Annotated in this window: 13 protein-coding genes; 11 read left to right on the forward strand and 2 right to left on the reverse strand. The window is 59.2% G+C overall.

Going from position 1 to position 16469, the window contains the following annotated elements:
- Positions 1-398: 398 nt before the first annotated feature.
- Positions 399-1892 (reverse strand): CoA-acylating methylmalonate-semialdehyde dehydrogenase, encoded by a 1494-nt coding sequence (locus IC37_RS26320; RefSeq protein WP_030128383.1) that lies wholly within the window; start codon positions 1890-1892, stop codon positions 399-401.
- Between the two features lie 64 nt (positions 1893-1956).
- Positions 1957-3306 carry an aspartate aminotransferase family protein gene (locus IC37_RS26325; RefSeq protein WP_030128382.1) on the reverse strand — a complete coding sequence of 450 codons (1350 nt, stop codon included), beginning with the start codon at positions 3304-3306 and terminating at the stop codon, positions 1957-1959.
- Between the two features lie 139 nt (positions 3307-3445).
- On the opposite strand from IC37_RS26325, the gene IC37_RS26330 reads away from it, so the two are divergent.
- The 11 genes from IC37_RS26330 (at position 3446) to IC37_RS26380 (ending at position 16304) form a co-directional block, all read left to right on the forward strand.
- A complete protein-coding gene (locus tag IC37_RS26330) occupies positions 3446-4366 on the forward strand; it encodes a LysR family transcriptional regulator (protein WP_030128381.1) in 921 nt (306 codons plus the stop codon).
- A 213-nt stretch (positions 4367-4579) separates the two neighbouring features.
- The gene (locus IC37_RS26335) at positions 4580-5230 is read left to right on the forward strand and encodes a TetR/AcrR family transcriptional regulator (protein ID WP_030128380.1); all 651 of its coding nucleotides are present in this window, start codon (positions 4580-4582) and stop codon (positions 5228-5230) included.
- Between the two features lie 7 nt (positions 5231-5237).
- Positions 5238-5819 carry a YigZ family protein gene (locus IC37_RS26340; RefSeq protein ID WP_030128379.1) on the forward strand — a complete coding sequence of 194 codons (582 nt, stop codon included), beginning with the start codon at positions 5238-5240 and terminating at the stop codon, positions 5817-5819.
- A gap of 622 nt (positions 5820-6441) precedes the next feature.
- Complete coding sequence (locus tag IC37_RS26345; RefSeq protein WP_030128378.1) at positions 6442-8007, forward strand: ABC transporter ATP-binding protein; 1566 nt, start codon at positions 6442-6444, stop codon at positions 8005-8007.
- An 11-nt stretch (positions 8008-8018) separates the two neighbouring features.
- Positions 8019-9125, forward strand: a complete 1107-nt coding sequence (locus IC37_RS26350; protein WP_030128377.1) for an ABC transporter permease — start codon at positions 8019-8021, stop codon at positions 9123-9125.
- Positions 9125-10051 (forward strand): ABC transporter permease, encoded by a 927-nt coding sequence (locus IC37_RS26355; protein ID WP_030128376.1) that lies wholly within the window; start codon positions 9125-9127, stop codon positions 10049-10051. The genes IC37_RS26350 and IC37_RS26355 overlap by 1 nt, the downstream gene beginning before the upstream one ends.
- Positions 10052-10416: 365 nt before the next feature.
- Positions 10417-11103, forward strand: a complete 687-nt coding sequence (locus tag IC37_RS26360) for an SDR family oxidoreductase (RefSeq protein WP_030128375.1) — start codon at positions 10417-10419, stop codon at positions 11101-11103.
- Between the two features lie 270 nt (positions 11104-11373).
- Positions 11374-12732, forward strand: a complete 1359-nt coding sequence (locus tag IC37_RS26365; protein WP_030128374.1) for an 8-oxoguanine deaminase — start codon at positions 11374-11376, stop codon at positions 12730-12732.
- Positions 12733-13080: 348 nt separating this feature from the next.
- The gene (locus IC37_RS26370; RefSeq protein ID WP_030128373.1) at positions 13081-14163 is read left to right on the forward strand and encodes a BMP family ABC transporter substrate-binding protein; all 1083 of its coding nucleotides are present in this window, start codon (positions 13081-13083) and stop codon (positions 14161-14163) included.
- A gap of 140 nt (positions 14164-14303) precedes the next feature.
- Positions 14304-15272, forward strand: a complete 969-nt coding sequence (locus IC37_RS26375) for a 2-oxoglutarate and iron-dependent oxygenase domain-containing protein (protein WP_030128372.1) — start codon at positions 14304-14306, stop codon at positions 15270-15272.
- Between the two features lie 78 nt (positions 15273-15350).
- Positions 15351-16304 carry an adenosine deaminase gene (locus tag IC37_RS26380; protein ID WP_030128371.1) on the forward strand — a complete coding sequence of 318 codons (954 nt, stop codon included), beginning with the start codon at positions 15351-15353 and terminating at the stop codon, positions 16302-16304.
- Positions 16305-16469: the final 165 nt, after the last annotated feature.

The raw sequence follows: 16469 nt of genomic DNA on the forward strand, positions 1-16469 counted from the left end.
CTGTCAAGCGGTTATTTTCAGAAGTTTTCAAAGTTTCCTTTTTAACTTCAACCACTTGCGCTTTCGAACTCTCGTTAGCGGGAGGCGAATTCTACAGCGTTACCCGCTGCTGTCAACACCTCTTTTTCTCCGCTTTCGACCGAGATGATCGAACCGTCAATAAGGCGACAACACACTGCCTTACCAACTCCTTCTGGCCTCGATGAACTGAAGCGTAACCGCTGCCGAAAACCGCATAACTCATTGTTTACCAAGGAGTTTTCCGCTTCGACTGCGCCGGAAGTGGGGCGAATTATAGACTTCCAGAATCTGCCGTCAACACCAATTTTCACATTTCTGTCATATAAACCCGAAAGCACGAACGCCAACCTCAAGAGGTCGGCCTTCTGCCCTTCTACTTACAAGCTAGGGAATGCGAACTGCGAAGCTTCATGGCTCGCTCGTTGCGGCCAGCGCTGGGTAATCGCCTTGCGACGAGTGTAGAAACGCACGCCATCCGGACCATAAGCATGCAGATCGCCGAACAGCGAACGCTTCCAGCCGCCAAAGCTGTGATAAGCCACTGGCACCGGCAAAGGCACGTTGACGCCGACCATACCCACTTCAATCTCATCGCAGAACAACCGCGCCGCTTCCCCATCACGCGTGAAGATACAGGTGCCGTTGCCATACTCGTGATCGTTGATCAGTTGCATCGCCTCTTCCAGGCTGTTGACCCGAACGACGCACAGCACCGGCCCGAAGATCTCTTCTTTATAGATGCGCATTTCTGGCGTGACGTTATCGAACAGGCAGCCGCCCAGGAAGAAACCTTCTTCATGACCGGCCACACTCAGACCACGACCATCCACCACCAAGGTTGCACCTGCTGAGACGCCGTCTTCTATATAGCCACTGACTTTATCGCGAGCCTGACCGGAAACCAGCGGCCCCATATCCAGGCCGCAGGTCGTACCGGCACCGATTTTCAACGCTTTGACCTGCGGTACCAGTTTGGCCACCAACGCATCCGCCACCTGATCACCGACGCACACGGCTACCGAGATCGCCATGCAGCGCTCACCGCACGAACCGTACGCCGCGCCCATCAGTGCGCTGACCGCGTTATCCAGATCCGCATCCGGCATCAGCACCGCATGGTTCTTCGCCCCGCCCAGCGCCTGGACGCGTTTGCCGCGCTTGGTACCTTCGGCGTAAATGTATTCGGCAATCGGTGTCGAACCGACGAAGCTCAACGCTTTGACTTCCGGCGCTTCGATCAGAGCATCCACCGCAGCCTTGTCGCCATGCACCACACTCAGCACACCTTTTGGAAGGCCGGCTTCCAACAACAACTGAGCAATCAGCAGCGTCGAGCTTGGATCACGCTCGGACGGTTTCAGAATAAAGCAGTTGCCGCAAACGATCGCCAGCGGATACATCCACAGCGGCACCATGGCCGGGAAGTTGAACGGGGTAATACCGGCCACCACGCCCAATGGCTGGAAATCCGACCAGGCATCAATGTTCGGGCCGACGTTACGGCTGTACTCGCCCTTGAGAATTTCCGGTGCAGCACAGGCGAACTCGACGTTCTCGATCCCGCGCTTCAATTCACCGACGGCATCTTCCAGGGTCTTGCCATGTTCTTCGCTGATCAGTTGGGCGATGCGGGCTTCGTTCTGTTCCAGCAGTTGTTTGAAGCGGAACATCACTTGGGCACGCTTGGCCGGCGGAGTGTTACGCCAGGCCGGGAATGCAGCTTTGGCCGAGTCGATGGCTTTTTGAATGGTTTCACGGCTGGCCAATGGCAGCTTGTGGATCGCCTGACCGGTGGACGGGTTGAACACGTCGGCCGTACGACCGTCTTCGGTCACCAGTTCGCCATTGATCAAATGCGGGATAAGGCTCATGCGGGGCTCCTGAAAAGTTGTCCACAGGCGCCCGCTAAAGGACGCCTTTATATAGAAGGAAAAATCAGTCGATTTTGTTAAGCACTTCGCCGACCGCGTCGAACAGACGATCGAGGTCTTGTGGCTTGCTGTTGAAGGTTGGGCCGAACTGCAGAGTGTCGCCGCCGAAGCGCACGTAGAACCCGGCTTTCCACAAGGCCATGCCGGCTTCGAACGGACGCACGATGGCATCGCCGTCGCGAGGCGCAATCTGGATGGCACCGGCCAACCCGTAGTTACGAATGTCGATGACGTTCTTGCTACCTTTCAAACCGTGCAGTGCATTTTCGAAATGCGGCGCCACTTCCGCCACGCTCTGCACCAGGTTTTCCTTTTGCAGCAGGTCGAGTGCCGCCAGGCCCGCAGCGCAAGCCACCGGGTGGGCGGAATAGGTGTAGCCGTGCGGGAATTCCACCGCGTATTCCGGCGTCGCCTGGTTCATGAAGGTCTGATAGATCTCGGAGCTGGCAATCACCGCGCCCATCGGGATCGCGCCATTGGTGACTTGCTTGGCAATGCACATCAGGTCAGGAGTCACGCCGAAGCTGTCGGCACCGAACATCGAACCGGTACGGCCGAACCCGGTGATCACTTCGTCGAACACCAGCAGGATATTGTGCTGATCGCAGATTTCGCGCAGACGTTTGAGATAACCCTGCGGCGGAACCAATACACCAGCGGACCCAGCCATTGGTTCGACGAATACCGCAGCGATGTTCGAGGCATCGTGCAGCTCAATCAGCTTGAGCAGTTCATCGGCCAGGGCGATACCACCTTGCTCCGGCATCCCCCGGGAAAACGCATTGCTCGCCAGCAAAGTGTGCGGCAGGTGATCGACGTCCATCATCGCCTGACCGAACAGTTTGCGGTTGCCGTTCACGCCACCGAGGCTAGTGCCGGCGATGTTCACGCCGTGATAACCACGAGCACGACCGATCATTTTGGTTTTGGTGGCCTGGCCTTTCAGACGCCAGTAAGCACGCACCATTTTCACCGCCGTATCTGCACACTCGGAACCCGAGTCGGTGAAGAACACGTGATTCAGATTGCCCGGCGTCAGGTCAGTGATTTTCTCGGCCAACTGGAACGACAGCGGGTGACCGTACTGGAAGCCCGGCGAGTAATCGAGGGTGCCCAATTGCTTGGCCACCGCTTCCTGAATTTCCTTGCGGGTGTGCCCGGCGCCGCAGGTCCATAGGCCCGAGAGCGAATCGTAGACCTTGCGGCCCTTGTCGTCTGTCAGCCAACTGCCCTCGGCAGCCACGATCAGTCGCGGGTCGCGCTGGAAATTGCGGTTCGCGGTGTAGGGCATCCAGTGAGCATCGAGCTTGAGCTGGCTGGCCAGGGAAGTCGGGGCGTTTTCAGGCACGTTCATGGGCAAAACCTCGCAGGGCAATAAGCGGCGTGGAGATGAAAAGCGTTCTTGCAGCTAAATTGCCACGGAGATAAAGTCGGTGAAATCCAACTTTTCTAACCTTCAGTCAGCCAGCTACTAAACTTTGAGTAAACAAAGCATGAGCAGCCGTCGTCCCGATCCGCTGGCGCAAGTCAGTGACTTTGATATTCGCCTGTTGCGGATTTTTCGCAGCGTCGTGGATTGCGGCGGCTTCTCCGCGGCGGAATCCGTGCTCGGCATCGGTCGCTCGGCGATCAGCCAACAGATGAGCGATCTGGAGCAACGCCTTGGTCTGCGTCTGTGCCAACGCGGTCGCGCCGGTTTTTCCCTGACTGAAGAAGGCCGCGAGGTCTACCAATCTGCGCTGCAGCTATTAAGTGCGCTGGAAAGTTTCCGCACCGAGGTCAACGGCCTACACCAACACTTGCGCGGTGAGTTGACCATCGGCCTGACCGACAACCTGGTCACTCTGCCCCACATGCGCATTACTCACGCTTTGGCGCAGTTGAAGGAGCGCGGCCCGGACGTACAGATCCAGATCCGCATGATCGCGCCCAATGAAGTCGAACAAGGCGTGCTCGACGGTCGCTTGCATGTCGGCGTGGTGCCGCAAGCCAGTGCGCTGTCGGGGCTGGAATATCAGCCGCTCTACAGCGAACGTTCGCTGCTGTATTGCGCAGTTGGGCATCCGTTATTTTATGTCGACGACAAACAACTGGACGATGAACGCCTAAACAACCAGGACGCCATCGCCCCGACCTTCCGCTTGCCCGCCGAGATCCAGGCCCACTATCAGGCGCTCAACTGCACCGCCAGTGCATCGGATCGCGAAGGCATGGCATTTCTGATTCTGACCGGGCGCTACATTGGTTACCTGCCGGATCACTACGCCAGCCTCTGGGTGCAGCAGGGCCGACTGCGTGCACTGAAACCCAAGGTGCGTTTCTATGACCTGAGCCTGGCATCGGTCACCCGCAAGGGCCGTCGCCCCCACTTGGTGCTGGAGAGTTTTTTGGAGAGCCTGGCGGCGACGCGCTGAGAATTTGTGGGAGCGGGCTTGCTCGCGAAGGCGATGTGTCAGTTGCATAAATATCGACTGACACACCGCCTTCGCGAGCAAGCCCGCTCCCACAGGGGTTATGGTGTTCAGGGGTTATGGTGTTCAGGTTTTATCGCGACAGGACTTGTCTGCGGCCTGCGGGTGCGCTATCAACGCATCTGGTTGCACCCATTTACCTGTTCGGAAGTGCCTATGACCTTTGAAGTCCCAGCCCACGGCGGCAAACCCGCCAGCCGCATTCGTCAGAAGAACGAAGAGACCATCATCAAAGCCGCCGAAGACGAGTTCGCCCGTCACGGGTTCAAAGGCACCAGCATGAACACCATCGCGCAGAATGCCGGGTTACCCAAAGCGAATCTGCATTACTACTTCACCAACAAACTCGGTTTGTACGTGGCGGTGCTGAGTAACATCCTTCAATTGTGGGACAGCACCTTCAATACCCTGACCGTCGAGGATGATCCGGCAGAAGCATTGACCCGATACATCCGCGCAAAAATGGAATTCTCCCGGCGCCAGCCACAAGCCTCGCGGGTCTTCGCCATGGAGGTCATCAGCGGCGGCGAATGCCTGAGCGAGCATTTCAACCAGGACTATCGCATCTGGTTTCAGGGCCGGGCCGCTGTGTTTCAGGCGTGGATCGACGCCGGCAAAATGGATCCGGTCGACCCGGTGCACCTGATCTTCCTGCTGTGGGGCAGCACCCAGCATTACGCCGATTTTGCCACCCAGATCTGCCGTGTCACCGGGCGCACCAAGTTGACCAAGCAAGACATGGAAGACGCCGGCAACAACCTGATCCGCATCATTCTCAAAGGCTGCGGCCTGACGCCTGCTATCTAAGACACCTATGCCTTTTACCCTCAGCGGTTTTTGCGAATACCGCGAAGAGATTCGCAAAAGCCGCTTCATCACCCTCGCCGGGCCAATCACCAGCGCAGCGGATGCCCAAGCGTTCATCGAGCAGCACAGTGATTTGAACGCCTCGCACAATTGCTGGGCCTGGAAACTCGGCGATCAATACCGCAGCAATGACGATGGCGAACCCGGCGGCACCGCTGGCCGGCCGATTCTGGCAGCGATCGAAGCGCAGGATTGCGATCAGGTCGCGGTGCTGGTGATCCGCTGGTATGGCAGCATCCAACTGGGCACCGGCGGCCTCGCCCGGGCCTATGGCGGCGGTGCCAACAAATGCCTGCAAGGGGCGCCGAAGGTCGAACTGATCAGTCGGGTGCCGGTCAGTTGCGCCTGTGCCTTTGGCGAGTTGGCGTTGGTGAAACTTCGGGTAGCGGAGCTGGGCGGTTTGGTGGTGGAAGAAACCTTCACGGCCAATGGCGTGGAACTGCAATTGGCGATTGGTGAGGGGCAGATAGATACCTTGCAAATACAACTGGCGGATTTGAGTCGCGGGCGCATTTTGTTGCAGCGATAAAAGAAAGATCAAAAGATCGCAGCCTTCGACAGCTCCTACGCCCACCGTGTACTTCCGTAAGAAACGCAATCCCGTAGGAGCTGCCGAAGGCTGCGATCTTTTGGGGCACCCCGGTTTTCTTTACTCTCGACACTTGCCCACATCTGCTGTGCACCCGGCTGTGGATAACCTGAGCACATTCCGCTGTAACCCTTCTGTCATGCGGCTTTGCGGGGTTTGCTCATTTTTCATCCAAATCCCCAGCAGGATAACTTATTCCACATAAAAACAATCAGTTAGAGCGGTTTATCGCCATTAGAAGAAAGCCCCTCAGTGCTTATGCCCCTCCGCTCGGCTTGCGCACAAATACTGTGGAACAACCTGTGGATAACCCGTTCATGGCTGGCTCAGCCCCCTGTCTGACATAGCTTGCGGGTTGCTGCTCGTTTTTTGATCAAATCACCGAGCGCAAAACCGGAGCCTGATCAAAAAGCATGCCCTTAAGTGGTGCCTGATTCGGAATTGGAAATATGACGGATACCGTCCACAACGCCTATGCCAGCAGGGCTTTGTCTATTTCCTGACTCAATGGCCAGGAAATTGCTTTATCCACAGGCATAACTTCTGTCGACCCGAGCCTGTCATGTCCAATCCCATGCCGATCCCCGATCAAACACCCCGCTTGCAATTGCGCAGAATCAGCAAACGTTACCCCGGTTGCGTGGCCAACGATGCCATTGACCTGAGCATTGCGCCGGGTGAAATCCACGCCCTGCTCGGCGAAAACGGTGCGGGCAAAAGTACCCTGATGAAGATCATCTACGGCGTCACTCACGCAGACTCAGGGGAGATGATCTGGCAGGGCCAGCGCGTGACCATGCGCAACCCGGCCCAGGCTCGCGGCCTCGGAATCGGCATGGTGTTCCAGCATTTCTCGCTATTCGAAACCCTGAGCGTGGCGCAGAACATCGTCTTGGCGATGGGTGCGGCGGCAGGTACGCCGAAGCAGCTCGAGCCGAAGATTCGTGAAGTGTCCCAACGCTACGGCATGGCGCTGGAGCCAGAGCGACTTGTCCACAGCCTGTCCATCGGCGAGCGTCAGCGGGTGGAAATCATTCGCTGCCTGATGCAAGACATCCGCCTGCTGATTCTCGATGAGCCGACTTCGGTATTGACCCCGCAAGAGGCCGACGAATTGTTCGTCACTTTGCGCCGACTGGCCGCCGAGGGCTGCAGCATTCTGTTTATCAGCCACAAGCTCGGCGAAGTACGCGCGTTGTGCCACAGCGCCACGGTGTTGCGCGGCGGGCGAGTGGCCGGGCATTGCGTGCCGGGCGAGTGCTCGGACCGGCAGCTGGCGCAGTTGATGGTCGGTGAAGCCGCCGAGCTGATTACCGAGTATCCAAAGGTCATGGGCGCTGATGCTTTTTTGAACGTGACGCGATTGTCCTGGCACAACCCGGACCCGTTCGGCTGCTCGCTGAAGGACATTGACCTGGAGGTGCGCAGCGGCGAAATCGTGGGAGTCGCCGGAGTGGCCGGCAATGGTCAGGATGAGTTGCTGGCCTTGCTCAGCGGTGAGGAACGGCTGCCCTGCGATGACAGCGCGACGATCAGTTTCGGCGGGCAACCGGTCGCGCATCTGGGGCCGGATGCACGACGCAAACTTGGCCTGGCGTTCGTCCCCGCCGAGCGCCTGGGCCATGGCGCGGTGCCGGAACTGAGCCTGGCAGATAACGCCCTGCTGACCGCATTTCAACAGGGCCTGGTCAGCAACGGGCTGATCCAGCGCGGCAAGGTCGAAGTGCTGGCCCAGGAAATCATTCACCGCTTCGGGGTCAAGACACCCGACACTCAAGCGCCGGCCCGCAGCCTGTCCGGCGGCAACTTACAGAAATTCATCCTCGGCCGGGAAATCCTTCAACAACCGAAACTGTTGGTGGCCGCACACCCGACCTGGGGCGTGGACGTCGGTGCGGCCGCGACCATTCACCGAGCGTTGATTGCCTTGCGCGATGCTGGCGCGGCGATTCTGGTGATCTCCGAAGACCTGGACGAATTGTTCCAGATCAGCGACCGCCTCGGCGCCTTGTGCGGCGGTCGGTTGTCGCCCTTGCAGGCCACCATCGACACCCGCCTGAGCGATGTCGGCGGCTGGATGGCCGGCCAGTTCGACGCCCCTCAATCACTTGCCCCAGTAACGCTTTAACGGAGTTTCACATGCTGCTTTCTCTCGAACCCCGTGGCCAGCAATCACGCCTGATGGTGTGGTGCTCGCCTTTGCTGGCGGCCGTGTTGACGCTGGGCTGTGGCTCATTGCTGTTTATCGCGCTGGGGCATGACCCGCTGCTGACCTTGCACACGTTGCTGATTGCACCGATCAGCGACATGTATGGCGTCTCCGAACTGTTGGTCAAAGCGCTGCCGATTCTGCTTTGCGCATTGGGCCTGGCGGTGGCATATCAGGCGCGGATCTGGAATATCGGCGCCGAAGGTCAGTTGCTGCTCGGCGCCCTCGCGGGCAGTGCATTGGCGGTGAACATCATCGATATGCAAAGTCGCTGGGCGCTGGTGTTGATCCTGCTCACTGGCACCCTGGCCGGCGCCGCGTGGGGCGGGCTGACGGCATGGTTGCGTACGCGATTCAACGCCAATGAAATCCTCACCAGCATCATGCTCAATTACATCGCCCTGAACTTGCTGCTGTTCTGCGTCCACGGGCCTTTGAAGGACCCCGCTGGGTTCAACTTTCCAGAGTCGGCGATGTTCGGCGATGCCAGTCGTTTGCCGCTGTTGATGGAGGACGGTCGGGTGCACGCCGGAGTCTATTTCGCCTTGCTCGCGCTGGTGGCGGTGTGGGTGTTGCTGCAGAAAAGCTTTGTCGGCTTCCAAATCAAAGTGCTCGGGCTGGACAAGCGTGCCGCCGGTTTCGTCGGCTTTCGCGAGAAGCGGCTGATCTGGCTGGCGCTGTTGATCAGCGGTGGTTTGGCGGGGTTGGCCGGCGTGTGCGAAGTCACCGGGCCGATCGGTCAATTGGTGCCGCAGGTCTCGCCGGGTTACGGCTATGCGGCGATCACCGTGGCGTTTCTCGGGCGACTGAATCCCATCGGCATTCTGTTTTCCAGCTTGTTGATGGCGCTGCTGTACATCGGTGGCGAGAGCGCGCAGATGAGCATGAATCTGCCGCAAGCGATCACTCAACTTTTCCAAGGGATGATGCTGTTTTTCCTGCTGGCCAGTGACGTGCTGATTCTCTACCGACCGCGTTTGAACCTGCGCTGGGTACGGCGCACCTCGACCAACGCCGTACACGCAGGAGCCTTGTGATGGATATCGATCTGCTGAGCAATATTTTCTACGCCATGGTTCGTTGCGGTACGCCGTTATTGCTGGTGGCACTGGGCGAGCTGATTTGCGAGAAGAGCGGCGTCCTCAATCTGGGACAGGAAGGCATGATGCTGTTTGGGGCGGTGATCGGTTTCATCGTCGCTCTGAACAGCGGCAACCTCTGGCTTGGCGTGTTGCTGGCGATGCTCGCCGGGATGCTGTTGTCGTCGCTGTTCGCTTTGGTGGCACTGGTGTTCAACGCCAATCAGGTGGCGACCGGGTTGGCGTTGACGATCTTCGGCGTGGGCCTGTCGACCTTTGTCGGCGCTGCATGGGTCGGCAAACCGTTGGCGGGTTTTGAGCCGGTGGCGATTCCGTTGTTGAGTGAAATCCCGCTGATCGGGCGGATGCTGTTTGCCCAGGACTTGCTGGTGTATCTGTCGTTCGCGCTGTTCACGTTAGTGGCCTGGGTGATTCTGAAAAGTCGCGTCGGGTTGATCATTCAGGCGGTCGGTGAAAACCCGGACGCGGCCAGTGCCATGGGCTTGCCGGTGTTGCGCATTCGCACACTGGCAGTGCTGTTCGGTGGGGCGATGGCGGGGTTGGCCGGGGCTTATCTGTCCCTGGCCTACACGCCGATGTGGGCGGAAAACATGAGCGCCGGTCGAGGCTGGATTGCCCTGGCGCTGGTGGTGTTTGCCAGTTGGCGAGTGTGGCGATTGCTGCTCGGTGCGTATCTGTTCGGTCTCGCCAGCATCCTGCATTTGGTGGCGCAGGGGTTAGGGCTGGCGATTCCGTCGAGCCTGCTGGCGATGCTGCCGTATGTCGCGACTATTGTGGTGTTGGTGCTGCTGTCTCGAGATGCCGTACGCACACGGTTGTATGCGCCGGTTTCGTTGGGGCAGCCGTGGCAGGCTGGGCATTAAGCGGTGACCGGGCGGGCTCTTCGCGAACAAGCCCGCTCCCACAGTTGACCGAGTCGAGCAGGACCTTTGTGATGAACACAAATCTACTGTGTGCGAGCCTGCTCGCGATGGCTCCCGAACAGGCAACGCTTGAGCCACACCCCAGGCCAATTCAAAGAACAGCCGCAAAACTCCACGGCGTCATAAAAGCAGCGGTCACGATCAGGTCGTACCATGCACTGCCACGCACCACTTGACGATATTGCGTTGAAGTCCACATCCGTTTTGCTCCATCAATTCAGGGAGCAACAAGGCTAAAGCCTGGAGTATGCTCCAGGGTCAAGCCCTCTCGAGACCGTGATTCTCATCTATCAAGGAAGCCATTCATGTCCAAGGCAAAAACCGCACTCATCATCGGTGCCTCCCGAGGCTTGGGCCTCGGTCTGGTGAAAACTCTGCTGGCCGACGGCTGGCAAGTCACCGCCACCGTGCGCAACCCGCAGAGCGCCGAAGCCTTGCAAGCGTTAGGCAAGGTGCGGATCGAAAAACTCGACATGGACGATCAGCAAGCGGTCATCGCCCTGAGCCAACAACTCAAGGGTGAAGTGTTCGACCTGTTGTTCGTGAATGCCGGTGTCAAGGGCCCGGAAGTCCAGACGCCGGGCGGCGCGACCTTGGCCGAGGTGGGTCAGCTGTTCTTCACCAACGCCGTGGCGCCGATCAATCTGGCCCAGCGTTTCGTCGGGCAAATTCGCGATGGCAGCGGCGTGCTGGCGTTCATGAGTTCGGTGCTGGGCAGCGTGACCATGCCCGACGCGCCAGAGCTGGCGCTGTACAAGGCCAGCAAAGCAGCGCTGAACTCCATGACCAATAGCTTCGTCACGCAATTGGGCGAACAGAAACTCACCGTGCTGTCGCTGCATCCGGGCTGGGTGAAGACTGACATGGGTGGTGAAGGCGCGGACATTGATGTGGAAACCAGCACGCGCGGGTTGATCGATCAGGTGAATGCGTATGCCGGCAAGGGCGGGCATCATTTTGTGAACTACCGGGGTGAGACCATTCCCTGGTAACACCACAGATCGAGTGTGGGAGCGGCGGTGCGGCGATCCGACTTGCTCGCGAAGGCGGTGTGTCAGGCGACATCCATGTTGAATGTAATATCGCATTCGCGAGCAAGCCCGCTCCCACAGGGGTCTTGCGTTGTCCTGTCGGGCCGGGCTTGCCCGCGAAGCTTTTTTGTTCGAAACTCCGCACCTCGCCCCCGCGGCGACCCTGGATCAGCAGACAGGGCAACACTGAGCTGGCAACCCTGAACCCAACTTTCAGAGGAGCCGGTCACCATGCCTGCGACCCGTACCTGGTTAAAAAATCCCCTCGCCATTTTCACGGCCAACACGCTCGATGCCCGTGGCGGTCTGGTGCTGCAAGACGGTTTGATCGTCGAAGTGCTCAGCGCCGGCCAGCAACCCTCCGCGCCCTGTGACAACGTTTTCGATGCGCGCGAACACGTGATCCTGCCAGGGCTGATCAACACCCATCACCACTTCTATCAAACCCTGACCCGTGCCTGGGCGCCGGTGGTTAATCAGCCGTTGTTCCCGTGGTTGAAAACCCTCTATCCGGTCTGGGCTCGCCTCACCCCTGAAAAACTTGCCCTCGCCACCAAAGTCGCGTTGGCCGAGTTGCTGCTGTCCGGTTGCACCACCGCCGCCGACCACCATTACCTGTTTCCGGAAGGCCTGGAAAACGCGATCGATGTGCAGGTCGAGAGCGTCCGCGAACTGGGCATGCGCGCCATGCTCACTCGCGGTTCCATGAGCCTTGGCGAAAAAGACGGCGGCCTGCCACCGCAGCAAACCGTCCAGGAAGGCGAAGTGATCCTCGACGACAGCCAACGTTTGATTGCCGCGTACCACGAGCGCGGCGATGGTGCGCAAATCCAGATCGCCCTGGCACCGTGCTCGCCGTTTTCGGTGACCCCGCAAATCATGTCCGCCAGCGCCGAACTGGCGAACACCCTCGACGTGCGCCTGCACACGCACCTGGCGGAAACCCTCGATGAGGAAGACTTCTGCCTGCAACGCTTCGGCCTGCGTACCGTCGATTATCTGGACAGCGTCGGCTGGCTCGGCCCGCGTACCTGGCTGGCCCACGGCATTCATTTCAACCCCGACGAAATCGCCCGCCTCGGCGCGGCCGGCACGGGCATTTGCCATTGCCCGAGTTCGAACATGCGTCTGGCCTCCGGTATTTGCCCGACGCTGGATCTGACCGCTGCGGGTGCGCTGCTGGGTCTGGGCGTGGACGGTTCGGCGTCCAACGATGCCTCGAACATGATCCTAGAAACCCGTCAGGCGCTGTACATCCAGCGGTTGCGTTATGGCGCGGAAAAGATTACGCCGGAGTTGGTACTGGGCTGGGCGACCAAGGGCTCTGCGAGTTTGCTCGGGCGCAGCGATATCGGTGAACTGGTGGTGGGCAAGCAGGCGGATCTGGCGCTGTTCAAACTGGATGAACTGCGCTTCTCCGGCAGCCATGATCCGGTGTCGACGCTGCTGCTGTGCGGCGCGGATCGGGCGGACCGGGTGATGGTCGGCGGAAAGTGGCGCGTGATCGATGGGCAGGTTGAGGGGCTGGATCTGAAAGGGTTGATTGCCGATCATAGCCAGGCGGCTCGGCATCTTATCGCCGGTGTCTAAGTCGACGTAGACCTATTGTGGGAGCGAGCCTGCTCGCGATGAGGCCATGTCATTCAACATTGATGTTGAATGTTAGTCCGCTATCGCGAGCAGGCTCGCTCCCACAGTTTTGTGTGAGGCGCCCGCACCAGTGGATGGCGTGGACTGGTGAGGGCGCACCGGGATGGTTCTGTGGTGGTCGTCAGGGACTCTTCGCGGGCAAGCCTCGCTCCTACGGGATTTGCGCAGGTCATGTGGGAGCGGGCTTGCCCGCGATGGCCGTTACGCGATTTCGATCCATTTGTTGTCCTGTTGGTCAGCAATTTGCATTGCCCTCCTCCATCTCACAACAAAATGGAGTTCCAGTTCATGCATAAACGTCCGTTGAAGCAGCTGCTTTGCGCTGTCGTCGCAGCCATCGGTCTGAGCGCCAGCCTGACCGCCAGTGCTGCCGACCCGCTAAAAGTCGGCTTCGTCTATATCGGCCCGATCGGAGACCACGGCTGGACGTATCAGCATGAACAGGGACGCAAGGCGCTGGCTGAGAAGTTCGGCGAGCAGATCACCACCAACTATGTGGAGAACGTCGCCGAAGGTGCCGATGCCGAGCGGGTCATCCGCAACATGGCCAAGGACAAGTACGACCTGATCTTCACCACGTCTTTTGGCTACATGAACCCGACCCTGAAAGTCGCCAAGCAATTTCCCAAAGTGACCTTCGAACACGCCACCGGCTACAAGCAGGACAAGAACCTCGGTACTTATCTGGCGCGCACTTACGAGGGCCGCTACGTCGGTGGTTTCCTTGCGGCGAAGATGACCAAGACCAAAAAAGTCGGCTACGTCGCCTCGTTCCCTATTCCGGAAGTGATCCGCGACATCAACGCCATTCAACTGGCCCTGAACAAGTACAACCCGGGCACCGAGATCAAAGTGGTGTGGGTCAATTCCTGGTTCGACCCGGGCAAGGAAGCTGACGCCGCCAACGCGCTGATCGACCAAGGCGTGGACGTGGTGTTCCAGCACACCGACAGCCCGGCACCGATCCAGGCGGCCGAACGTCGTGGCGTGTACGCCGTCGGCTATGCGTCGGACATGGCGCACTTCGGGCCAAAAGCGGTGCTGACGTCTATCGTCAACGACTGGGGGCCGCATTACATTCAGGCGACTCAGGGCGTGCTCGACCACACGTGGAAATCCCAGGATTACTGGGGTGGTCTGAAGGAAGGTACGGTTGAGCTGCCGATCAGCGACCTGGTGCCGCCTGCGGTGAAAACCGAAGCCGAGCAGATCATTGCCGACATCAAGAGTGGTGCCCTGCATCCGTTCACCGGGCCGATCAAGGATCAGGCCGGCGTGGAGAAAATCCCGGCGGGCGCGACGGCAACCAATACAGAACTGGCGTCGATGAACTACTACGTCGAAGGCATGAAGGCCGGGATACCGAAGTAACTTAGTCAGACACGAAACCCTGTGGGAGCGGGCTTGCTCGCGAAAGCGGTGTGTCATGCAACATTGATGTCGACTGGCACACCGCTTTCGCGAGCAAGCCCGCTCCCACAATGGATTTTCAGCGTTCTGAAGGACTGCGCATGAACCAACTCCCGATCATCGACATCAGCCCGCTCTACAGCGCTGATCAAAACGCCTGGCAATCGGTCGCCACGCAGATCGACCGCGCCTGTCGCGAATGGGGCTTTTTCTATATCAAGGGCCACCCGATCGCCCCGTCGCGTATCGAGGCCGTGCTCGACCATGCCCAACGTTTCTTCGCCCTGCCCACCGCCGAAAAACTCAAGATCGACATCACTCAATCCCGTCACCACCGCGGCTATGGCGCCATCGCCACCGAGCAACTCGACCCGAGCAAACCCAGCGATCTGAAAGAAACCTTCGACATGGGGCTACACCTACCGGCTGATCATCCCGAGGTTATTGCGGAAAAACCCTTGCGCGGTCCCAACCGTCATCCGTCAATACCCGGTTGGGAATCGCTGATGGAGCAACACTACGTCGACATGCAAGCGCTCGCCCAAACCCTGCTGCGAGCCATGACCCTGGCGTTGGGCATCGAGCGCGATTTCTTCGATAGCCGTTTCAAAGAACCGGTCAGCGTGCTGCGGATGATTCATTACCCGCCGCGCCACACCGCCAGCACCGAAGATCAGCAAGGTGCCGGCGCTCATACCGATTACGGCTGCATCACCCTGCTCTATCAGGATGCCGCCGGTGGCCTGCAAGTGCGCAACGTGCGGGGCGAATGGATCGATGCGCCGCCGATCGAAGGCACGTTCGTGGTCAATCTCGGCGACATGATGGCGCGCTGGAGCAACGACCGTTACCTGTCGACGCCGCACCGGGTGATCAGCCCGCTGGGGGTGGATCGTTACTCGATGCCGTTCTTTGCCGAACCGCATCCCGACACCGCCATTGAATGCCTGCCCGGTTGCCAGGACGAACGGCATCCGCCGAAGTATCCGGCCACCACCTGTGCCGAATTCCTGCTCTCGCGCTTTGCCGATACCTATGCCTATCGACGGGAACAGGACGCCGTGGAATGAACCGGCTGGTCAGGTTTTGCTCATTGTTTCTGCGGGCATCTGTAGAATGCCCTCATTGCACCTGATGAGATTTCAAAAATGTACGACTGGCTGAACGCTCTGCCCAAGGCAGAATTGCACTTGCACCTGGAAGGTTCGCTGGAGCCTGAGCTGCTGTTCGCCCTGGCCGAACGCAACAAGATCGCCCTGCCGTGGAGCGACGTCGAAACCCTGCGCAAGGCTTACGCCTTCAATAACCTGCAAGAGTTTCTCGACCTGTATTACCAGGGCGCCGATGTGTTGCGCACCTCTCAGGATTTCTACGACCTGACCTGGGCCTACCTGTTGCGCTGCAAGGCGCAGAACGTGATTCACACCGAACCGTTCTTCGACCCACAAACCCACACCGACCGTGGCATCCCGTTCGAAGTAGTGCTCAACGGCATCGCCGCTGCACTGAAGGATGGCGAGCAGCAATTGGGCATTACCAGTGGTTTGATCCTCAGTTTCCTGCGCCACTTGAGCGAAGACGAAGCGCAGAAAACCCTCGACCAGGCGTTGCCGTTCCGCGATGCATTTGTCGCCGTGGGCCTGGACAGTTCGGAGATGGGCCACCCGCCGAGCAAGTTCCAGCGGGTATTCGATCGTGCGCGCAGCGAAGGCTTCCTGACCGTGGCGCACGCCGGTGAAGAAGGCCCGCCCGAGTACATCTGGGAAGCCCTCGACCTGCTGAAAATCCAGCGTATCGACCATGGCGTGCGCGCCATCGAAGACGAGCGCTTGATGCAGCGGATCATCGACGAGCAGATCCCGCTGACCGTGTGCCCGTTGTCGAACACCAAGCTCTGCGTGTTCGATCACATGTCCCAACACAACATCCTCCACATGCTCGAGCGCGGCGTGAAGGTCACAGTGAACTCCGATGACCCGGCCTACTTCGGCGGGTACGTCACCGAGAACTTCCACGCGCTGTACACCGATCTGGGCATGACCCAGGATCAGGCCAAGCGCCTGGCGCAGAACAGCCTGGATGCGCGGTTGGTGAAACCTTAAAATCAAAAGATCGCAGCCTTCGGCAGCTCCTACAGGTGTACACATAACCCTGTAGGAGCTGCCGAAGGCTGCGATCTTTTTTTGCATCTACCCCACAATAAAAATCACCGCACAACCCATGTGGGAGCGGGCTTGCTCGCGAAGGGGGCGTGTCAGTCAACGATG

Source organism: Pseudomonas sp. QTF5, assembly GCF_000512695.2.
Taxonomy (GTDB): Bacteria; Pseudomonadota; Gammaproteobacteria; order Pseudomonadales; family Pseudomonadaceae; genus Aquipseudomonas.